Source organism: Listeria ivanovii subsp. ivanovii (genome assembly GCF_900187025.1).
GTDB lineage: Bacteria > Bacillota > Bacilli > Lactobacillales > Listeriaceae > Listeria > Listeria ivanovii.
On the sequence record NZ_LT906478.1, the window covers coordinates 720,985 to 740,166 of the forward strand.

Consider the following 19,182-nt stretch of genomic DNA (forward strand, 5'->3'; position numbering starts at 1 on the left):
AAAAGAGGAATTTAAACATGAAAAAACCAGTAAAAATCAGCTTAATTATTGTAGGAATTGCCGTAGTAATATTCGCCGGAGTGATGCTTTCTTATCGCTTCTTAAAATCAATGGACGTTACCGAAACAGCAGAGGTCAACAAATCTGCCACTGGGAGTCATGTACTGCTCGCAACGCAAGGAAGCAAGTTTAAAGATAGTGTTATCGATCAAGTGAAAGAAGAAATGGAAGGGAAAAATGTGCATATTTCAATCATTGATACAACCAAATTAGATAAAGTAAAAGCGGATGATTATGATAAGGTCGTTTTATTTACAACAGTTCAATCCGATGATATTCCGGAAAACGTCACAACTTTTATGAACGATAACAAAGATAAAAACATCCATATCGCTGTTACCGCTGATTCTGGCAACTGGGATGACCAACCAAATGATGTTGATGCGATTTCGGAAGCATCGAAAAGCGAGAATAAACAAGATTTTGTGGATGATTTAACACATGCAATTTTGAAGTAAATATAAATAGCAAAAGTGTAATGTGATGAGAAATCCTTGTCATATTACACTTTTTTAGTTTGAATAATTTCTTGATAAGCAATTAGCTGATATAATTAACCCATCTAAATGTTTGGACGAGCTAATTTGGTTAAAAACTCCAAAGAATGAAAGGTGGCTGACATGAATCAATTCAACGATTTACAAAGCAAATTAAAAAACAAACAAAGAATTTTAGTAATTGGTCCTAATGGTGCTGGAAAGTCAACGTTTTCTTCCAAATTAGGAAAATACTTATCTATGGAAGTATATCACTTAGATAAAATATTTTGGAAAAAAGATTGGGAGCATTTGTCTGAATTAGAATTTAAACTTAAAATAGCAGAGATTTTGAATTCGGAGCAACCATACATAATAGATGGAGATTATCTATCCAGTTTAAAAGATAGATTGGCATATGCAGACTTAGTTATTTGGATAAAAATACCTGTTAGCATTTGTCTTATCAATATCATGAAAAGAAGATTTAAATACCTATTCGCAAAAAGACCAGATATGGCAGAAGGATGCGATGAAAAATTGAAATTATCATTTTTAATGTATGCTGCGAAGTATAATAAACGTTCGGGAATACCAACAAAGGAATTGCTGGAAAATGATTATAAAGGCGAAACCTACATAATTGAAAGTTATAGAGTTTATAAAGAATATTGCAAAGCCTTAGGAATTGTTGCTGGCTAGACTACTAAAACGATGTAATGATTTTCGTTACATCGTTTTTTTTGCTTTTCGTAACCGCGGTTACAGATTTAATGGTTATTACTGTTTATACTATGACTATATTCTAGATAAATTAGAGGAGATGGTTTTAATGAGTATTTTGAAATTAGAAGGTGCAAATTTATCCTACCAAAAAGTCGGACAAGGTCCAGTACTTATCTTTATTCCCGGTGCAAATGGTACAGGTGATATCTTTTTACCGCTCGCAGCAGAATTGCAAGAACATTTTACTGTAGTTACTGTGGATCGTCGTGCTTACGGGAAAAGTGGAGTAACCGAAGCATTACCCGAACGTGCAAGCCTAGCTCATGATGACTACCGAGTGAAAAGAGATGCAGCAGATATTGCGGCACTCGCAAAAGAAGTAAGCGACGAACCAGTCTATATTTTAGGTTCCAGCTCAGGGTCAATTGTTGCTATGCATGTGCTTAGAGATTATCCAGCAGTGGTTAAAAAAATTGCTTTTCACGAACCGCCAATCAATACCTTTTTACCAGATGCAAAAAAATGGCAAGATTCCAATGAAGAAATCGTCCAAACTGCCATAAATAAAAATATGGCTGAGGCAATGCAACTATTTGGAAAAACACTCCATATTGCACCAATTGATGCGGTAAGTATGTCCAAACCAGCAGTATCTACAGAAGATGCCATAGAAGAAGATCCAGTAACGAAACAAATGAAATACTGGTTCCAATACGAAATTCGCCAATATACAAGTTCTGATATTTCGGTAGCGGATTTCGAGCCATATATTGAAAAAATTACTTTACTAAACGGGACTGACTCCAAAGGTTCATTCCCGCAAGATGTAAACAAATATTTATCCGAGCAAACTGGACTTGAAATCGTAGACATTCCGGGTGGCCATTTAGGTTACATTCAAAAACCTGCTGGATTTGCTGAAGTACTTTTGGAAATGTGGAGCTAAAGGAAAGAAATCCTGCTAAATAAAAAATTTAGCGGGATTTTTTTGTTCGAAATTGCTATTTGAAAGAAAGTGGTCTATGCTTACCTAGAAAAAACAACTTTCTTTCAAAGGAGTAAACATGATGGATATTCGAACAGAACTGCAAAAAAGCCAATTATGTGAAGATTTTACTGATAATCAATTGACCGAGTTAATGACCCAAATTACCGTAAGAGAAAAACATTATAAAAATAATGAAATCTTATTTTATACAAAAGAAGCAACGAAAATTTTTATTTTAGTGAATGGAAATGTGGCGATTGCGAAAAACACCATTAGTGGGAAACGAATTCTTGGGAAAAGTGTGTCAGAACGAGGAGAGATTACTGGTGAAATTTACTATTTTTCTCACCGTAATCCTTTTTGGGATTATGCGATTGCTTTAGAGCCAACCACCGTTCTCGAAATTAGTGGGATTGAAAAAGAAAAACTACAACAATTAGATTTAACCCTTCAAAACCGTCTATTAGTAAACTTATTAAAAAGCGTAACGAGAAAATTTGAATATATCGGTGAAAAAGTACGGATTACGTCAGAGGATTCTGTTCGAGCCAAAATTAGTAATTATTTATTAGGATTACAACAAGAAGATGGAAGTATTGAATTAACTGAAACTAGAGAAGAAATTGCCGATTATTTAGATATCACTAGGCCCTCACTTTCAAGAGAACTTGGTAGAATGCAAAAAGAAAACATCATTCAAATCGAAGGAAATAAAGTCATAATTTTAGATGTAGTTATTTTTGATGCTTTTATCGAATAAAAATAGATTTCGTAACCGCTGTTACATCTTCTTCATAGGCAAAATGATAAGCTATCTGTATTAAACCGAATATGGAGGAGATCCAATGTTATTGACGAGAAATTTACCTTATACAGAAGAAACAATGCGTGCCAAAGCGGATATTTTAGAATTGGTTCAATTTGAGCGATTTTGCCGAGATAATGCACTTTGGGATGCGATGGAAACTTGTTTTATGAAAGATTCTAGCGTGAAAATATCTTGGTATCAAGGGACTGGTCATGGTTTTATCGAAGCTTCTAAAAAAATGACTAATCCAGCACCACACAAAATCTATAACACACAAATTTGGATTAATGGCGACCGCGCTGTTGCTATCATGCAAGCGACAATCCAAACACGTTCCATCATAAATGGCGTGGAAATGGAATTAAACTCAGATGCTAAGTTGGTTACCCGTGTCGAACGAATAGACGGATCTTGGTATATTAAAGCATTTGAAGGCGTTTATGAAAAAGACTCGCTAACCCCTGTAGTGCCAAGTGAAAATGCCAACGTTCCAGCCGAGCTTTTAGCCAATTTCAGAAAAAGTTATGCTTGTTTAGCACTTTCTTTAACATTAAATGGCTATGAAATCGACAATAGCTTACCAGGAATTGATCGCCCGGAACAAGTGGCCGAATTTTTCAAAGAAGCAGATGAATGGTTAATACAATAATTTTTTGGCTAGCTAGTGGAAGCTAGTTAGCCTTTTTGAATATAAATACAGGTTTTCATACAAAACTTAGCGAAAATAAGGTATACTAATTTTAGTGTTAAAGCGGAAAGGAGAATTAGATGGGAAAAGTCGAATCAAGAAGAAATAAAATAATTGAAATATTAAATGAAAATTCGATTTTGTCATTGGCTAACTTAGCTGAATCTCTTAACGTAACGACAGAAACAATAAGAAACGATTTGAAATCCGAGCAACTCGCTGGAAAAGTAGTTCAAGCACATGGTAGTGTAGCAATTGCTCATACAACCATTGCTAGGGATGTACCGTACTCATTTAGAAAAGAAGTTAATTCAAAATCTAAAAGTAAAATAGCGGATCAAGCATGTAAGTTAGTTAGTCCAGGTCAAGTAATCGCCATTGAACATAATAGCATTTCCGTTATGCTTATACATATGCTTGGTCAATACCCACAGTTGTTGAATAATATTACTATAATTACAAATTCCTTTAGTATTATGCACTATGTTCAAGAGAAAAAATTAGAACTTCCTATTATTTTTTTAGGTGGAACTTTTAGCTTAAACCAAGAAAATGCTTTCGGTTCGATGACTGTCCATCAAATGAAAGAACTAAAAGCGGATATTTCTTTTATAAGTCCAGGTGCGATAGATGAAGACTTAGAAATTACCGCTTATAAAGAACAAGATGCCGATTTGCAAAAAGCAATCATGAAAAATTCACAAAAAAATATTTTACTTATTGAAAATAGTAAGTACCCAAGCATTGCTATGTGGAAAGTAAATCATGCAACGGATTACGATACCATTATTACAGAAGTGGACTTTACTAAAGAGCAGTTAGAAACGTTAGCCAAAGCTCAAATAGATATTTTGAACATCTGATGAAAAGATAAATTGTTGAAAACCAATTTATCTTTTTTTGTGATTTAAAACTTGGCAAAACCAAAAATATTATTTGATAATAACCAAATTAATGTTATGATGGATTCAAGGAAAACGCTTCCTATAAAAAGTCAAGGAATGAGGATTTACTAGAATGGATAATAGCCAGATTTTGAAAATGTTAGAAAGACCAACAGGAAAGGTGGATGTCGTATTAGATACAGATACATTTAACGAAATTGATGATCAATATGCCTTGGCGTATATGATTCAATCAAAAGAAAAATTTAATGTGGTAGGAGTGTATGCTGCGCCATTTTTAAATCATCATTCTAATGGTCCAAAAGATGGAATGGAAAAGAGTTATGAAGAAATTCTTAGAGTTTATAAATTGTTGAACCGTCCTGAATTCGAAAAAATCACTTTTAAAGGATCAGTCGATTTTTTAGTTAATTCAGAACCTAAAATGAGTGAGGCTGTCCAACATTTGATTGCCTTGGCACTAGCACATAGTCCAGAAAATCCTCTTTATGTCATTGGAATTGCTGCTGCTACTAATATCGCTACAGCTATTTTATTAGAACCAAAAATAACAGAAAATATAGTTGTTTTATGGTTAGGTGGATTGGGCTATGAATGGCATAATAATTTATCCTTTAATTGTCGACAAGATTTAGTTGCCGCTCGAGTTTTGCTTGATACCCCGCTGCCACTAATTCAGTTTCCAGGAATGGGCGTTATTTCTGCTTTTGCTACAACTGGACCGGAACTAGAATATTGGTTAAAAGGAAAAAATCATTTTTGTGATTATATGATAGCTAGAACGGAAGAAGAAGCAAAAATAACTAATCTAAAAAATGGTGGAAAAGTTTGGTCGCGTGCATTATGGGATGTTGTTCCAATTGGCTGGCTATTAGGTGAAGAATTTATGAAAGATAAATTAGTTAATAGCCCGATTATGTAAGATAACCATTATTACAGCCAAGATTTTAGACGCCACTTTATTAAATATGTTTACTTTGTTGAAAGAGATAAATTAATGGAAGATTTATTTGAGAAACTCGCCAAGATTGACAATAATTAGAAATGGAGAAAATGGCATATGGGAAAGTATGATAAATTAAATGCGTTCATTATTGAAAATGTAGGTGGAGACAGCAATATAACTGCTTTAACACATTGTGTGACTAGATTACGTTTTACACTAAAAGATGAGAGTTTAGTTAATAGAGATGCTTTAATTAACCATGAAGAAATTATGACTGCTCAAGCTGCAAATGGTCAATACCAAGTAGTAGTAGGCATGCAAGTTGGAGATATCTACCAAGAAATGCTGCCGAAATTATCTATTTCGAATCATAAGGAGGAAACAGGCACTAATGATTCCAGTAATAAAGATAAAAAAACATTATTAAATCGTTTCATTGATACGATTACTAAAATTATTACCCCAACCCTTGGAGTGATGATAGGATGTTCTTTGATTTTAGGCGTACAATCACTCTTAGTTGCGACTAAAGTAGTTAGCCCTGGTGATGGTGCATTTGTTATCTTAAATGCTGTCGGTTATGCTTTGTTTACTTTTTTTCCGGTTATTTTAGGATATACAAGTGCGAAAACGTTTAATTCAGACCCGTTTATTGGGATGATTGTTGGTGCTGCACTTGTTTTTCCGAATTTGCTCACTGACTTAGTTGATTCAGAAGCAATCTATCAATTATTTAGTGGTACTATTTTCCAAACTAATATTTATAGTGATTTTCTTGGGATTCCGATTATTTTTCCTGCGAATGGTTATACTTCAACTGTTATTCCGATTATTTTCTCCATGTTTTTTTATCAAAATGGGAACATTTTATCCAAAAAATTATTCCTAAATCATTGCATTTCACCTTTGTTCCATTTCTGACATTGATTATTGGTGTCCCAGCAACTATCTTAGTATTCGGTCCGCTTGCGAATATTGCCAGCAGCATTATTTCCAGTGCAATTTTAGGGTTGTTTGGTTTCTCGCCAATAGTAACCGCTTTATTTGTTGGAATTCTTTATACGCCACTCGTTATTCTTGGTTTACATTGGCCGCTTGTAGCGATTGGAATAAATAATCTTGCAACAGCAGGCACCGATTATTTATTACCAATGATTTTTACCGCACCTTTAGCTCAGATGGCTGTTGTATTTGCAGTTTATTTGAAAACGAAAAATCCGGACGTGAAGAAAATTTGTGTTCCGGCAATGGTTTCCGACTTCTTTTGTATTATTGAGCCCTCTATCTACGGAGTTACCTTACCAGTGAAAAGGCGATTTGTTTACACTTGTATTGGAACAGCAGTTGGTGCACTTATTATTGCTGTAGCAGGGGTTCATAATTTTGCCAGTACCATTGGTGTTTTAGGAATTGGTGGATTTATCAATCCGCAAACCGGTGACGTCTCTTATGTGATTGTTGTAGCGTTAGCCTCACTCGCTACCATGTTGATTGCCTTCTTACTAGCTTTCTTTACTTTCAAAGAGGCATAATCATTTAACCAAGCAAGGGATTTCTTGCTTGGTTTATCAGTAATTACCAAGGAGGACAAACATGTTTAAACGTTTAAAAAAACAAGAGAAATGACCATTTTTCAACCAATCGAAGGAACAGCTATTTCTTTAGCAGAGGTAGAGGATTTGGTTTTCAGAAGAATTGATGGGAGTGGGCTTTGCAGTCCGACCAACTACGGGCACTTTGTTTTCTCCAATAGCTGGTACGGTTGAAAGCATCTTCCCTACGAATCACGCCATTACATTAAAAAGCGTTCCAGGCATAGATGTTTTAGTCCATATTGGTCTGGAAACAGTGGAACTTGGTGGTGCGGGAATTCTTCTTGAAGTAAAAAAAGGAGACAGATGATGCTAACATTAGCAGAGAAAAAAGCAGAAACAATCCACTTTCTACATACAAAAGGAATTAAAGATGCAGACTATGGCTTGATTCTTGGTTCTGGTTTGGGAGATTTAGTAGAAGACATTCAAAATAAAATAGAAATCCCTTATGAAGCTATTCCTCATTTTCCAACTACAACGGTTATTGGACATAGTGGAAAGCTTGTTTCAGGAATCTTGTCAGAAAAAAAGTTTTAGCATTGCAAGGGAGGTTTCATTTTTATGAAGGGCTCCAGATGTCTAGGGTTATTTATCCAGTTCAAATAATGAAATCAATAGCAATACATTCACTTATTGTTACAAATGCTGCTGGAGGGGTGAATGAAGTTTTTAGAACAGGGGACCTGATGTTGCTAACTGATCATATTAATTTTATGAGAACAAATCCTTTAATAGGAAAAAATATAGAAGAAAATGGTCCACGCTTCCCAGCTATGAGTCGATCCTATTGCGATCACTATATTAAAAAGCCCAGATAGCTGCAGAGAAAGTAAACATTTCTTTGAAAAAGGGTGTTTATATGGCTTTTTCTGGACCAAGTTATGAAACTCCAGCAGAAATACAGATGGCTGGGAGATTGGGGTCAGACGCAGTTGGTATGTCCACTGTTCCAGAAGTAATTGCGGCTAACTATGCAGGAATCAATGTGCCGGGCATATCTTGTATTACTAATTTAGCAGCTGGTTTACAGACGAGCTTAAATCATGAGGAAGTAGTGGAAACCACCGAGCAAACAAAAAGCAAGTTTAGTATCCTTGTCAAAGAAATATTGAAAGATTTGTAGGAAAGGAAACGACTAATTGTGAACGAACAACATATAAAGGTCATACCTAAAGTAGAACTTCATTGCCATCTAGATGGCTCAATACGGATAGAGACACTTCGAAAAGTTTATGAAATACAAGGAAATCCATTAGGTTTTTCTGATGAACGATTGCAGCAAATGACTGTTGCAGCTGCTCATTGTACTTTAACCAAATATATTGATTGTTTCCGACTAGTTTCCTCTGGTTTACATACGAAAGAAGCCCTACAGTTAGCTCTTTTAGATGTAGTAGAACAAGCTAGTCTGGAAAATATTATCTACATGGAGATTAGACTCTCACCACTACACTTAAGGACGGTCACTTTTTCAATGGAAGAAGTGGCGGAAGCTTTGATTAATGCTTGCCAAATTGCTGAAAAGCATTATTCAATAAAAATAGGTCTCATTTTTTGTTGTATGCGTAGACAACTTGAAAAATCAAATTTAGCTGTCATTAACTTAGCTAAAAAATATTTAGGCATGGGAGTAGTAGCGATTGATTTGGCAGGCGATGAAGGGAGGTATCCTACAAAAGACTATCAATCATTATTTACTTACGCTAGCCGAATAGGGGTACCTTACACGATACATGCTGGAGAAACTGGCAATTTATCAAGTGTGTTGACAGCTTTAGAGTTCGGAGCGAGTCGCATTGGTCACGGTATAGCACTTGCCCAGTCACAGCAAGCAATGGAAAAAGCAGTAAAGCAGGAAGTACTACTTGAGATGTGTCCGGTGTGTAATATTCAAACCGGTGCCGCGCAAAACTGGCAAAGTTATCCTGTAGACACTTTCATTAGAAACAAACTTCCAATTTGTTTCAATACAGATAATCGTACTGTTTCCAATACAACCTTAACGAATGAATTTTTACAAGTGAATCAGCACTGTTTTGCGTTATCAGAGGAACTCCTCCTTAAACAAGCAAAAACAGCACTCGCTCATTCGTTTACTGACGATACAACCAAACAAGTACTGAAAAAGCAGTTGATAATGACGTGAAATATCCGTAACAAGTGACTACGGTACTTTAAATAAAGTTAGTCTAATTTTAGTAGTTAAATTTTCTTACTAAATGACCTTCTCGAAAGATAGAACATTATTAGAATCTTCGTGAAATCACCCTCTTAAACTAACAAATTAGCAATATTAAGCTGGGATTAAGGATGGTCACATTTTGTACAAATACAAACTTAAATTCGATTTGTAATACAATTTTGTCTATTTTTGTTGGAGTATCCTATTGTATAATAATTTATCTGATTAGGGATAATACTATCAAAAAGGAGAACTGACAATGAAAACAGCTAAATTTATGCTGATACTCACTTTAAGTGTAACTATGACAAGCTATGTACCAATTGCGGATGTATACGCAGCGACAAACACACATAGCGAGGACCAAATAATAGCCGCTGACAAATTGCTTAAACAAAATAAAGAAACGCAATCTGCCAATATTGTTAAAAATGATAATGTTCAAGCGATAAGTAAAACCTATAATGATTGGTTTCCAGATGATGTCTTAGCAGCAGAAGTTGCTAGGGAATTTGGGGATACTAGTGACGAGCTTGTGTCAGAAGGCGATCTAGCAAGTCTTAAACAACTCTTTTGTCATGGTTTAGGCATTCAAGATAGTACGGGAATAGAATATTTGACTGGTCTAGAGGAGCTTGTTATCTCTCGAAATCAGCTAACGACGCTAGATATCAGTAAAAATACCAATTTAGCCATTTTAGACTGTGGCAGTAATTTGTTAACAAATATAGATATTAGTAAAAATTTGGAATTAGATGAGTTTAAATGCAATGACAATCAGCTAACCAATTTAGATGTCAGCAAAAATATAGCATTATATTTACTTTATTTGGATAATAATCAGCTAACAGATTTAGATGTCAGCAAAAATCTGAATTTAGGAGGGATCTATTGTCGTAACAACCAACTAACGAATCTAGATGTGAGCAAAAATCCAAAGTTATCCACCCTTCAGTGTGAAGATAATCAACTAACGAGTTTAGACCTCAGTAAAAATCCAAAGTTAATGTGGCTTGAATGTGAAAATAATCAGTTAGCAAATCTTGATGTGAGTAATAATCCAGAGGTATTGAATATTTATTGTTATAACAACCAGCTAACGAATTTAGATCTCAGTAGTAATGTGAATTTACAGACTTTTTTTTGTTCTGACAACCAGCTAACGAATTTGGATGTTAGCAAAAATTTGAAGTTAAGTACAATTGATTGCTTTAATAATCAATTGAAAGATATAAGTAGCATACCAGATAATATTGCTAATTATTCTGCTACCAATCAGCTCATATTAGAGCCACTTCAAGTTATAGATGCTAATAAACTTGTCTATGCTATCCCAACAAATTTGTTTGATAAAAACGGGGATGAACTTTCCATCATTGTACCAAAAAATGGCGGCGTTTATGATGCAGCTAGCAAAACGATTACTTGGGATAATCTAACAGAAAGCGGCGAAGTGGAGTACACTTTCAGTAGTATAGACAACGAATTTACCGGAACAGTGAGCGTACCTCATCAGACGAGGGCTTTAACAAGTGATGACGAAATAAGTTATATTGAAGGCACTACTAGAACGGAAGCTGCTTTCTTAACAGACATTCATGCAAGTATCTCACCAGTTAGTGAAACAATTAAAAGTAATTTTACCGATGTAGTAGATTTAACCACTCCAGGTAAGTATCAAGTTACTTTGCGCGTGACTAATTCAAGTATCACCAAAGAAGTAACGGTTTATGTAACAGCAAAACCCAACGATGATACGCCAATCAATCCACTAGTTCCAGACAAACAGCCATATGATGATATTTTGCCTGTGGACAAACCGGATGACGATGAGAGAAGTGATGAGGAACAAGTTTCACCTGCAAATGTCCCTGTTAAAATAACCGAACAAGAAACACCAACAAAAGCTGGAAAAGTAGCAGTAAATACAAAATCATTACCAAAAACAGGAGACAACAGTTCTTCAGGCTGGACCGTAGCAGGCTATATTTTCTTCGGATTTAGTTTATTCTATTTAATCAAACGGAAGAAAAATAAACTGAACGGATAGTTATGGATGTTTTAGCCAAGATTATTTAACGTATTCAGATACCTATTAAAGAGCGCCAATTCGCGCTCTTTTTTACGTGAAAAAAAGCCACTTACTTTTTGTGAGCATATTGTTTTTCTTTTTAACGGTTTAGTTATAAACTATAGTTAGTAATCAAAAGGAGGTACAAACAAAATGATCCAAGGAATCCATCACGTATCCGCGCTTACAAAATCATTTACCGAGAATCATCATTTTTATGCAGAAGTACTGGGGCTACGGCTCGTAAAAAATACAGTCAACCAAGACAATATTAAGATGCGCCACCTGTTTTACGGGGATTACGCCGGCACACCAGGGACGCTATTAACCTTTTTTGAAATCCCTAAAATCGGTTCAAGCTATCAAGAAAGCACCTATTTTGGAAACATCACCCTAGGAATCCCAAAAGACACAACCAATTATTGGGAAAAAAGGCTAAACGATTATGCTGTACCTTTTAAAAAAGCAGCGAAGACTTTAAGCTTACACGATCCCGATCAGATGGGCATTATCCTAACGGAAATCACAGAAACCATTTCTCACCCTACCATCCATACCGATATACCAAGCGCACAACAAATCGTTCGGATTCTTGGAGCAGACTATCACGTACCAAGCCCAACTGAAACGAGCCCATTTTTTACGAATTATTTTGGGTTAGACAGTCAGAATGGGGTATTAGTAGATAGTAACCAAATGAGCTTTACAAGGCTTTATAAAACAGGATCAGAGAAAAAATCACGAACTGGTCGAGGAACGATTGACCATATTGCTTATACAGTCAAAACAAAAGAAGCAGTTGATAAGCTTCACGAAATAGCACTTCAAAACAAATTGAAAATAGAAGAATTCGTCGACCGAGAATATTTTAAAAGTTTATATATCAAAGAACCGAGCGGACTGCGGATCGAATTTGCTAGCGCCGAACCAGGTTTTACGCTTGATGAGCCACTGGAAACACTCGGCGAAAAACTTGCTCTACCAAGTTTTTTAGAAGAAAAAAGAACAGAAATTGAAACTTATTTTGGAGGGAAAGAATAATGATGAAAGATTTAAAAGGAATCCACCATGTAACAGCAATGACAAGTAGTGCCGAAAAAAATTACGCTTTTTTCACAGAAGTTTTAGGAATGCGTTTAGTGAAAAAGACCGTCAATCAAGACGACATCCACACGTATCACTTATTTTTTGCAGATGATAAAGGTTCTGCAGGAACGGATATGACTTTCTTTGATTTTCCTAATTTACCAAAAGGTCGCCATGGTACAGATAGCATTTCGCGCGTATCTTTTCGTGTACCAACTGATGGAGCACTTGAATATTGGCAAGATCGTTTTAACCAATTAGAAGTTCCTCACGGGGAAATCCAAACATTATTTGGTCAAAAATATTTAACATTCCAAGATTTTGATGATCAACAATTACAACTCGTTTCCGATGAGAAAGACAGCGGAGTAGCACCAGGGACACCGTGGAAAAATGGGCCAGTTCCAGAAAAATATGCGATATACGGGCTAGGACCAGTATTTTTAACAGTTGTATCGTTAACTAATATGGACGCTATCTTACAATCAATTTTAGGATTTAGAAAAGTGACAGAAGAAAATGGCCTACATTTATATGAGGTCGGTGAAGGTGGGAATGGCGCACAAGTTGTTGTGGAAGAAAGAACGGATATTCCAGCAGCGATGCAAGGATACGGAGGCGTCCATCATGTAGCTTTCCGAGTGGAAGATCATGACGAACTACAAAAATGGATTGAGCGGATGAATACTATTGAAGCACCAAACTCTGGCTATGTAAATCGTTTTTATTTTGAATCATTATACGTGCCAGTATCGGAACGAATCTTATTTGAATTTGCGACAGATGGGCCAGGTTTTGCAAGTGACGAGCCATACGAAACTCTTGGTGAAAAACTTGCTTTACCTCCATTTTTAGAACCAAAAAGAGCAGAAATTGAAAAAATGGTTCGCCCAATCAATACAAAAAGGACTGAAAAATAATGGAACATCTTTTTATTCCAGGGAAAAATAAAGAATTAGCACCTTTACTTCTTCTTCACGGAACAGGTGGTGATGAAAAGTCGCTTGTCGAAGTAGCGGAATTTATTGCTAGTGATGCGCCAGTTCTTTCTTTACGAGGTGAAATCAAGGAAGGTGGGGCAAACCGCTTTTTCAAACGATTCCATGATGGTAGTCTAGATCTGGTTGATTTAGAAAGTAAAACCAAAGATTTAATTGCGACAACTCGTGAATTAGCAGAGAAATATCAATTGGATTTTGAAAAAATTATTGCTGTTGGTTATTCTAACGGCGCAAATATTGCGGCAAACGCTTTACTTCAAGCAGAGAATAGTTTTCATAAGGCGATTTTGTTCCATGCGATGCCAGCAGGAAATGGACAACCAGCATTTTCGATAGACCACCGAAGCGTCTTTCTTTCAGCGGGTTTAAATGATCCACTAATCACGGCAAAAGCTTCCGAACAACTAGTAGAAATCCTCGAAAAACGCGGGGCTAAAGTCGAAACTGTTTGGACTGCGGCAGGACATTCACTAACAATGGAAGAACTAGAAGAAGCGAAAAAATGGTATCATAAAAACGAGAAGTGAGGGGTTAGATGACTAGTTTTAAAAGTGCCGATTTAACGCAAAAAGAGAATTATAAATTTTTGACTGGAAGCATTATCCCACGACCAATTGCTTTTGTTACAACACTTGCTGAAGATGGGGTGACGGTGAACGCCGCCCCATTCAGTTTTTTTAATATCGTTTCAAGTGATCCTGCGATAATCTCGATTGCTGTTCAACGGGTAGAAGGAGAGCAGAAAGATACCGCTAGAAACGCAGCTTTTACAAAAGAACTAAATATCCATATTGTTAGTGAAGAAATGGTGGAAGAAATAAATAAAACGGCGGCTAGACTTGCACCAGATGTAAGTGAAGTGGCTGACACAAACTTTCATCTAGCAAATGTCCCAGGAATGAAGACTCCTAAAATAGCAGAGGCGGCCATTGTTTTAACCGCCAAATTAGATAGACTAGTCCTGGTTACGAATGATGCTGGGAAAGTGGTTACTGATTTACTCCTAGCACGGGTTTTAACTTATGAATTTAACGATAATGTATTTGATAAAGAAAAAGAATACATTTTGCCAGAAGCTTTGGCACCAGTCGCTCGTTTGGCAGGAAATGATTACTCTAAACTGGGCGAAGTTTTTCGGCTTATTCGGCCAAATTAGCAGTAAGTAGTTGCGAAACCAAAGACATCATGTTAAACTAGGGGCAACTTAAATCGAACGGAGGGTTGTCCATCATGCGTTATATTAGACTACGTTTCCCCAAAAATCTATGCAACTAATTAAATAGTGCGGGAATACCTATGCTTCTTTAGTATGGGTAACGGGATTAGTCTTGTGTGCATGTGTGGCACCCAAAATAAATATGGGTAGAATCAAGGGGAATCGTCTCTTTGATGGAAAGATAGTATCCTTTTGATGCTTATTTTGTGTTCTATTCTACTCAGAAACCCTGACCGCGCTGAATCTATTTCAGGAGGTCCTTTTTTATGGAGAAAAAAGTATTAATCGTTGGTGTAAGCCAAAAACAGAAAGATTTTGATTATTCGATGGAAGAGCTGGCTAATCTAGCTGCTGCAAATAATATGGAAGTCGTAGGTGAACTGCGCCAAAATATCGACCGAGAAAACCGTGCCACGTATGTTGGGAAAGGAAAAGTGGACGAAGTGAAAGGCTTAGCAGAGATGCAAGATGCCAGTCTGGTTATTTTTAATGATGAACTTTCACCGTCACAAATCCGGAATTTAGAAGAAGCGCTCGAACTAGATGTGATGGACCGAACTGGCTTAATCCTGGCAATCTTTGCAAATCGAGCAAAAACAAAAGAAGCCCAGCTCCAAGTGGAAATCGCGAAACTTCAATATGAACTGCCAAGGATTTTCGGACAAGGGGAAGATATGGACCAACAAAGCGGAAAAGGTGGGCTTAGCAATCGTGGTTCCGGTGAAAAGAAAATCGAAACAGACCGCAGAACCATTAAGCATCAAATTCGTCATTTGCAAAAAGAACTAGCCATGTTGGTAGATGACCGAGAAGTTCGCCGTCGTAAACGGAAGAAAAATGAGATCCCAGTTGTATCTCTTGTCGGCTATACTAATGCTGGAAAATCTACTACTATGAATGGATTGGTACGAGCTTATAGCGAAACGGCAGACAAACAAGTTTTTGAGAAAGACATGCTATTTGCGACACTCGAAACAAGTGTCCGCGAAATTGTGTTACCAGACAATAAACAATTTTTATTAACAGATACAGTTGGATTTGTTAGCAAATTGCCACACCAACTAGTCAAAGCATTCCGTTCTACACTTGAAGAAGCTCGTGATGCCGATTTACTCATTCACGTCGTAGATTATTCGGATCCACATTATAAAACAATGATGCAAACAACAGAAGAAACATTGAAAGCTGTTGGAGTAGAAGATGTTCCAGTCATTTATGCTTATAATAAAGCGGATCTTCTGGAAGATGAAATCTACCCGAAACAAACCGAAAATACGATTGTTTTTTCCGCACGAGAACAACCAAGCTTAGAGTTTCTGACCGAGGTTATTAAGAAGGAACTATTTTCTGGCTACGAAAAAAGCGAATTTCTGATTCCGTTTGAAGCAGGACAAGTAGTAGCTTATTTAAATGATCATGCGAAAGTGTTGGAAACAGAGTACTTGGAAAATGGTACGAAAATGGTCGCTGAAGTTAGTCCGGTAGACTTGCAGAAACTAAAAGCCTATCAAGTAGAACAGTAATAGCTCGTTAAAGCAGGTTCTTATTAGATTTGCTATAATGAACCATACAGCAAATTTAGTGAGGAGTTTTCAACATATGAAAAAAACAGGTTGGGGTATACTTGGTGCGGTCGTTGCTTTTACAGGTTATGCGTACTGGTCAACAAAGCATTTAACATTAACTAATTATGAAATAGTATCTGATAAAATACCAAAAGAATGGAATGAGGCTCGTTTTGTCCAGCTTTCTGATTTGCACAGCGCAAGTTTTGGTTTGTATAACAATCCATTATTAAGTATGGTGAATGAAATAGCACCGGATGCCGTGTTTTTAACTGGTGATATACTTGATGGGGATGAGTCTCCGGTCGTTGCGATGGCGTTAGTGCGAAAACTTGCAAAAAAATTTCCAACTTTTTATGTGAGCGGCAATCACGAAGGTAGAAGTGCTTTTTATGAGGACTTTAAAGCAGATATAGAAGCGCATCAAGTAACCGTGCTTGAAAATGAGCGTTATTTCCTCAAAAAAGATGGTGCTGCAATAATGGTTGCCGGTGTACAAGATCCACGTTTTTTCAAAGAGGATTGGGTAGAGTCCGAGTTATCTAAAAGCGAATGGGAAGAGGAGGCATTAACAGCATCACTGGATGAAGCAACTTCTAACTTATCCGCCGATTACTTTACAATTTTACTTGCCCATCGACCGGAGTTTTGGTCGTTATATCAAGCTTATCCGGTCGATTTAGTTTTATCTGGTCATGCACATGGGGGGCAATTTAGGTTGCCGCTAACAGAAGGATTATTCGCTCCAGGTCAGGGCTTTTTACCAAAATGGACAGCAGGGATTCACCGTGCAGCTGGGAAAGCGCTTATTGTTAGCCGTGGACTCGGTAATGTAACCAAAATTCCACGCCTTTTCAATGATCCAGAAGTAATTCAGATTACGCTTAAAGCAAAAGGGGAGTCTTAAGAACGTGATTTATTTAGATAATGAAGATGTGCTTGATCAAGCATATAATTTTGCAATGGAAGAATATGCTTTGCGTTTTCTTGATGAGAATGAAACGTATTTTATGTTTTATCGAATGAAGCCGACGATTATTGTTGGTAAAAATCAAAATACGCTGGAAGAAATTAATCAGACATTTGTAGAACAGCATGATGTCGATGTGCTTCGAAGACTTTCTGGTGGTGGCGCAGTTTACAATGATGAGGGTAATCTCAGCTTTAGTATGATTACAAAAGATGATGGAAATAGCTTTCAAAATTTTGCGCGTTTTACAGAACCAGTAATTCACGCTCTTCAAAATTTAGGTATGAATGCCAAGTTAAGTGGTCGTAACGATATCGAGATCGATGGGAAGAAAATAAGTGGTAACGCCCAGTTTGCAACAAAAGGTCGACTTTATAGCCATGGGACGCTACTTTTTGATGTGGACTTAAGTATGCTAGAATCTGCCTTAAAAGTGGATCCAGAGAAGTATTTGTCAAAAGGCGTAAAATCTGTCCGGAGTCGTGTTACTACTATCCGCGAACATTTGACGAAAGACATGGATATTCAGACTTTTAAACAAGTTTTATTAGAATCCATTTTTAAGACAACAGATATTCCGCGATATAAGTTCACGGAAACAGATAAGATGGGTATCGAAAAATTGCGCATCGAACGTTACCGTAACTGGGACTGGACGTACGGGAAGTCGCCTAAAGCAAGTATGAAACGCAAAAAAAGATTCCCAGCTGGCACAATTGAATTTCAACTTGAATTAAATAAAGGCCAAATAAAAGAAGCAATCATTTATGGAGACTTCTTTGGTACCGAAGATGTAACCGAATTGGCAGATAGAATGATTGGCTGCCGCTATGATCGTGAATCCATTCGGAAAATACTCCAATCTATCGATGCAAAAGACTATTTCGGTCATATTGAAAAAGAAGCCATTGTAGATATGCTGTTTGAATAAGAAGAACTCTGAGCGAAAACTAGCTCAGAGTTTTTTAGTGCAAAATAGATTACTTAAACTATATCATTTAATAAGTTCTCTTTTTTCTAGCCAAGAAATAGCTGTTTTTAACACTAAAAAAACGAAAAATTCTTGTACAAACTTTAATAAATAGATGACTCATGTTAAACTTAAGGCTAGGAAAAAAGGAAAAGGTGTAGAAATGGCGATCAAAAAATTAAATGATTTTTATTTTAAAAAATTAGGAAACTGGAATTTAATACATAGCTTTATGAAGGGATTTTGGAGAACATTTTTTTTGCTAGTATTACTTTTAATCGTTGGTGACATTGTTGTTATCGAGCTGATGGATTCTCGTTTTTTTATTCCAGCAATTTTATTAAGTTTATTATGTATTCCGCTCTTTTACTATATCTTGATTTATACACGCGCGAAGAAATTTATTCGTGTGCGTTATCAATTAAGAAATTTCTCGGAATTAACCATGATGCGACGTTATCTATTATTTGCTTATTTAGAAAAAAGTGGCTTTAGTACAAGAGATGACTTGGAAAAACTACTTCGCTTTATTCATTCGGAAATGGCAGAAGAAAAGAAAAATGATAAACCACTTAATTCAGTAGTAGGCGTTTTTGTCGCAACTTTTCTTGCCATTTTGGGTGGATCATTTCTATTTTTAGTAGATAATGTGGTAGAACGACTCATTGCTGCAGTGCTAATCATTGTATTCGCGATTATTCTTTATGCGGCTGGAACTTTTATGATGCGAGTAGTTCGTTCGAAATCAGAAATAAATAAAAGAAAAGAGCACGAGCTAACAAAAGAAATTATTGCTATTCAAACAGCTATGCTAGTCAGTGAAAATACCAGTTATCACCCATTTTTGGCGATGGAAAAGAAAGTGAGTGAAAACGATTTTTTGAAAGAGATTATTACATCTAGATCTTTTTTGTAGACATATTTAGGAG

At 36.3% G+C, this 19,182-nt stretch carries 20 protein-coding genes and 1 pseudogene; all 21 read left to right on the plus strand.

Features of this window, described 5'->3' with window-relative positions:
* Window positions 1–17 precede the first annotated feature (17 nt).
* The 21 genes and pseudogenes from CKV67_RS03500 (at window position 18) to CKV67_RS03600 (ending at window position 19,169) form a co-directional block, all read left to right on the plus strand.
* Window positions 18–518, plus strand: a complete 501-nt coding sequence (locus CKV67_RS03500; RefSeq protein WP_014092189.1) for a hypothetical protein — start codon at window positions 18–20, stop codon at window positions 516–518.
* A gap of 162 nt (window positions 519–680) precedes the next feature.
* Window positions 681–1,238: a P-loop NTPase family protein gene (locus tag CKV67_RS03505; protein WP_014092190.1), complete on the plus strand. Its 558-nt coding sequence runs from the start codon at window positions 681–683 to the stop codon at window positions 1,236–1,238.
* A 130-nt stretch (window positions 1,239–1,368) separates the two neighbouring features.
* Complete coding sequence (locus CKV67_RS03510) at window positions 1,369–2,208, plus strand: alpha/beta fold hydrolase (RefSeq protein ID WP_014092191.1); 840 nt, start codon at window positions 1,369–1,371, stop codon at window positions 2,206–2,208.
* 121 nt (window positions 2,209–2,329) lie between these two features.
* Window positions 2,330–3,010: a Crp/Fnr family transcriptional regulator gene (locus CKV67_RS03515; RefSeq protein ID WP_014092192.1), complete on the plus strand. Its 681-nt coding sequence runs from the start codon at window positions 2,330–2,332 to the stop codon at window positions 3,008–3,010.
* Between the two features lie 85 nt (window positions 3,011–3,095).
* Window positions 3,096–3,707: a nuclear transport factor 2 family protein gene (locus tag CKV67_RS03520; protein ID WP_014092193.1), complete on the plus strand. Its 612-nt coding sequence runs from the start codon at window positions 3,096–3,098 to the stop codon at window positions 3,705–3,707.
* Window positions 3,708–3,826: 119 nt separating this feature from the next.
* Window positions 3,827–4,609, plus strand: a complete 783-nt coding sequence (locus CKV67_RS03525) for a DeoR/GlpR family DNA-binding transcription regulator (protein WP_014092194.1) — start codon at window positions 3,827–3,829, stop codon at window positions 4,607–4,609.
* A gap of 154 nt (window positions 4,610–4,763) precedes the next feature.
* The gene (locus tag CKV67_RS03530) at window positions 4,764–5,573 is read left to right on the plus strand and encodes a nucleoside hydrolase (RefSeq protein WP_014092195.1); all 810 of its coding nucleotides are present in this window, start codon (window positions 4,764–4,766) and stop codon (window positions 5,571–5,573) included.
* Window positions 5,574–5,711: 138 nt separating this feature from the next.
* Window positions 5,712–6,518, plus strand: a complete 807-nt coding sequence (locus CKV67_RS03535) for a PTS transporter subunit EIIB (protein ID WP_049793584.1) — start codon at window positions 5,712–5,714, stop codon at window positions 6,516–6,518.
* The gene (locus CKV67_RS03540; RefSeq protein WP_051496811.1) at window positions 6,491–7,129 is read left to right on the plus strand and encodes a PTS sugar transporter subunit IIC; all 639 of its coding nucleotides are present in this window, start codon (window positions 6,491–6,493) and stop codon (window positions 7,127–7,129) included. Before CKV67_RS03535 ends, CKV67_RS03540 begins: the two co-directional genes overlap by 28 nt.
* 172 nt (window positions 7,130–7,301) lie before the next feature.
* Window positions 7,302–7,499, plus strand: a complete 198-nt coding sequence (locus CKV67_RS03545; RefSeq protein ID WP_158641715.1) for a PTS glucose transporter subunit IIA — start codon at window positions 7,302–7,304, stop codon at window positions 7,497–7,499.
* Window positions 7,499–8,315 (plus strand): annotated as a pseudogene (locus CKV67_RS14960) (purine-nucleoside phosphorylase). The gene CKV67_RS03545 and the pseudogene CKV67_RS14960 overlap by 1 nt, the downstream one beginning before the upstream one ends.
* Before the next feature lie 18 nt (window positions 8,316–8,333).
* Complete coding sequence (gene add, locus CKV67_RS03555; RefSeq protein ID WP_014092196.1) at window positions 8,334–9,338, plus strand: adenosine deaminase; 1,005 nt, start codon at window positions 8,334–8,336, stop codon at window positions 9,336–9,338.
* 295 nt (window positions 9,339–9,633) lie between these two features.
* Window positions 9,634–11,424 carry an LPXTG cell wall anchor domain-containing protein gene (locus CKV67_RS03560; protein WP_014092197.1) on the plus strand — a complete coding sequence of 597 codons (1,791 nt, stop codon included), beginning with the start codon at window positions 9,634–9,636 and terminating at the stop codon, window positions 11,422–11,424.
* A 174-nt stretch (window positions 11,425–11,598) separates the two neighbouring features.
* Window positions 11,599–12,486 carry a VOC family protein gene (locus CKV67_RS03565; RefSeq protein WP_025279798.1) on the plus strand — a complete coding sequence of 296 codons (888 nt, stop codon included), beginning with the start codon at window positions 11,599–11,601 and terminating at the stop codon, window positions 12,484–12,486.
* Window positions 12,486–13,451: a ring-cleaving dioxygenase gene (locus CKV67_RS03570; RefSeq protein ID WP_014092199.1), complete on the plus strand. Its 966-nt coding sequence runs from the start codon at window positions 12,486–12,488 to the stop codon at window positions 13,449–13,451. Before CKV67_RS03565 ends, CKV67_RS03570 begins: the two co-directional genes overlap by 1 nt.
* Window positions 13,451–14,059, plus strand: a complete 609-nt coding sequence (locus tag CKV67_RS03575; protein ID WP_014092200.1) for an alpha/beta hydrolase — start codon at window positions 13,451–13,453, stop codon at window positions 14,057–14,059. The genes CKV67_RS03570 and CKV67_RS03575 overlap by 1 nt, the downstream gene beginning before the upstream one ends.
* Window positions 14,060–14,067: 8 nt before the next feature.
* Window positions 14,068–14,688, plus strand: a complete 621-nt coding sequence (locus CKV67_RS03580; RefSeq protein WP_014092201.1) for a flavin reductase family protein — start codon at window positions 14,068–14,070, stop codon at window positions 14,686–14,688.
* A gap of 326 nt (window positions 14,689–15,014) precedes the next feature.
* Entirely contained in the window at window positions 15,015–16,271 is a 1,257-nt protein-coding gene (gene hflX, locus CKV67_RS03585; protein ID WP_014092202.1) for a GTPase HflX, read from the plus strand.
* A gap of 76 nt (window positions 16,272–16,347) precedes the next feature.
* Window positions 16,348–17,220, plus strand: a complete 873-nt coding sequence (locus tag CKV67_RS03590) for a metallophosphoesterase (protein WP_014092203.1) — start codon at window positions 16,348–16,350, stop codon at window positions 17,218–17,220.
* Window positions 17,221–17,224: 4 nt separating this feature from the next.
* Complete coding sequence (locus CKV67_RS03595) at window positions 17,225–18,214, plus strand: lipoate--protein ligase (protein WP_014092204.1); 990 nt, start codon at window positions 17,225–17,227, stop codon at window positions 18,212–18,214.
* Window positions 18,215–18,416: 202 nt separating this feature from the next.
* Window positions 18,417–19,169 (plus strand): hypothetical protein, encoded by a 753-nt coding sequence (locus CKV67_RS03600; protein ID WP_014092205.1) that lies wholly within the window; start codon window positions 18,417–18,419, stop codon window positions 19,167–19,169.
* The last annotated feature ends 13 nt before the right edge of the window (window positions 19,170–19,182 follow it).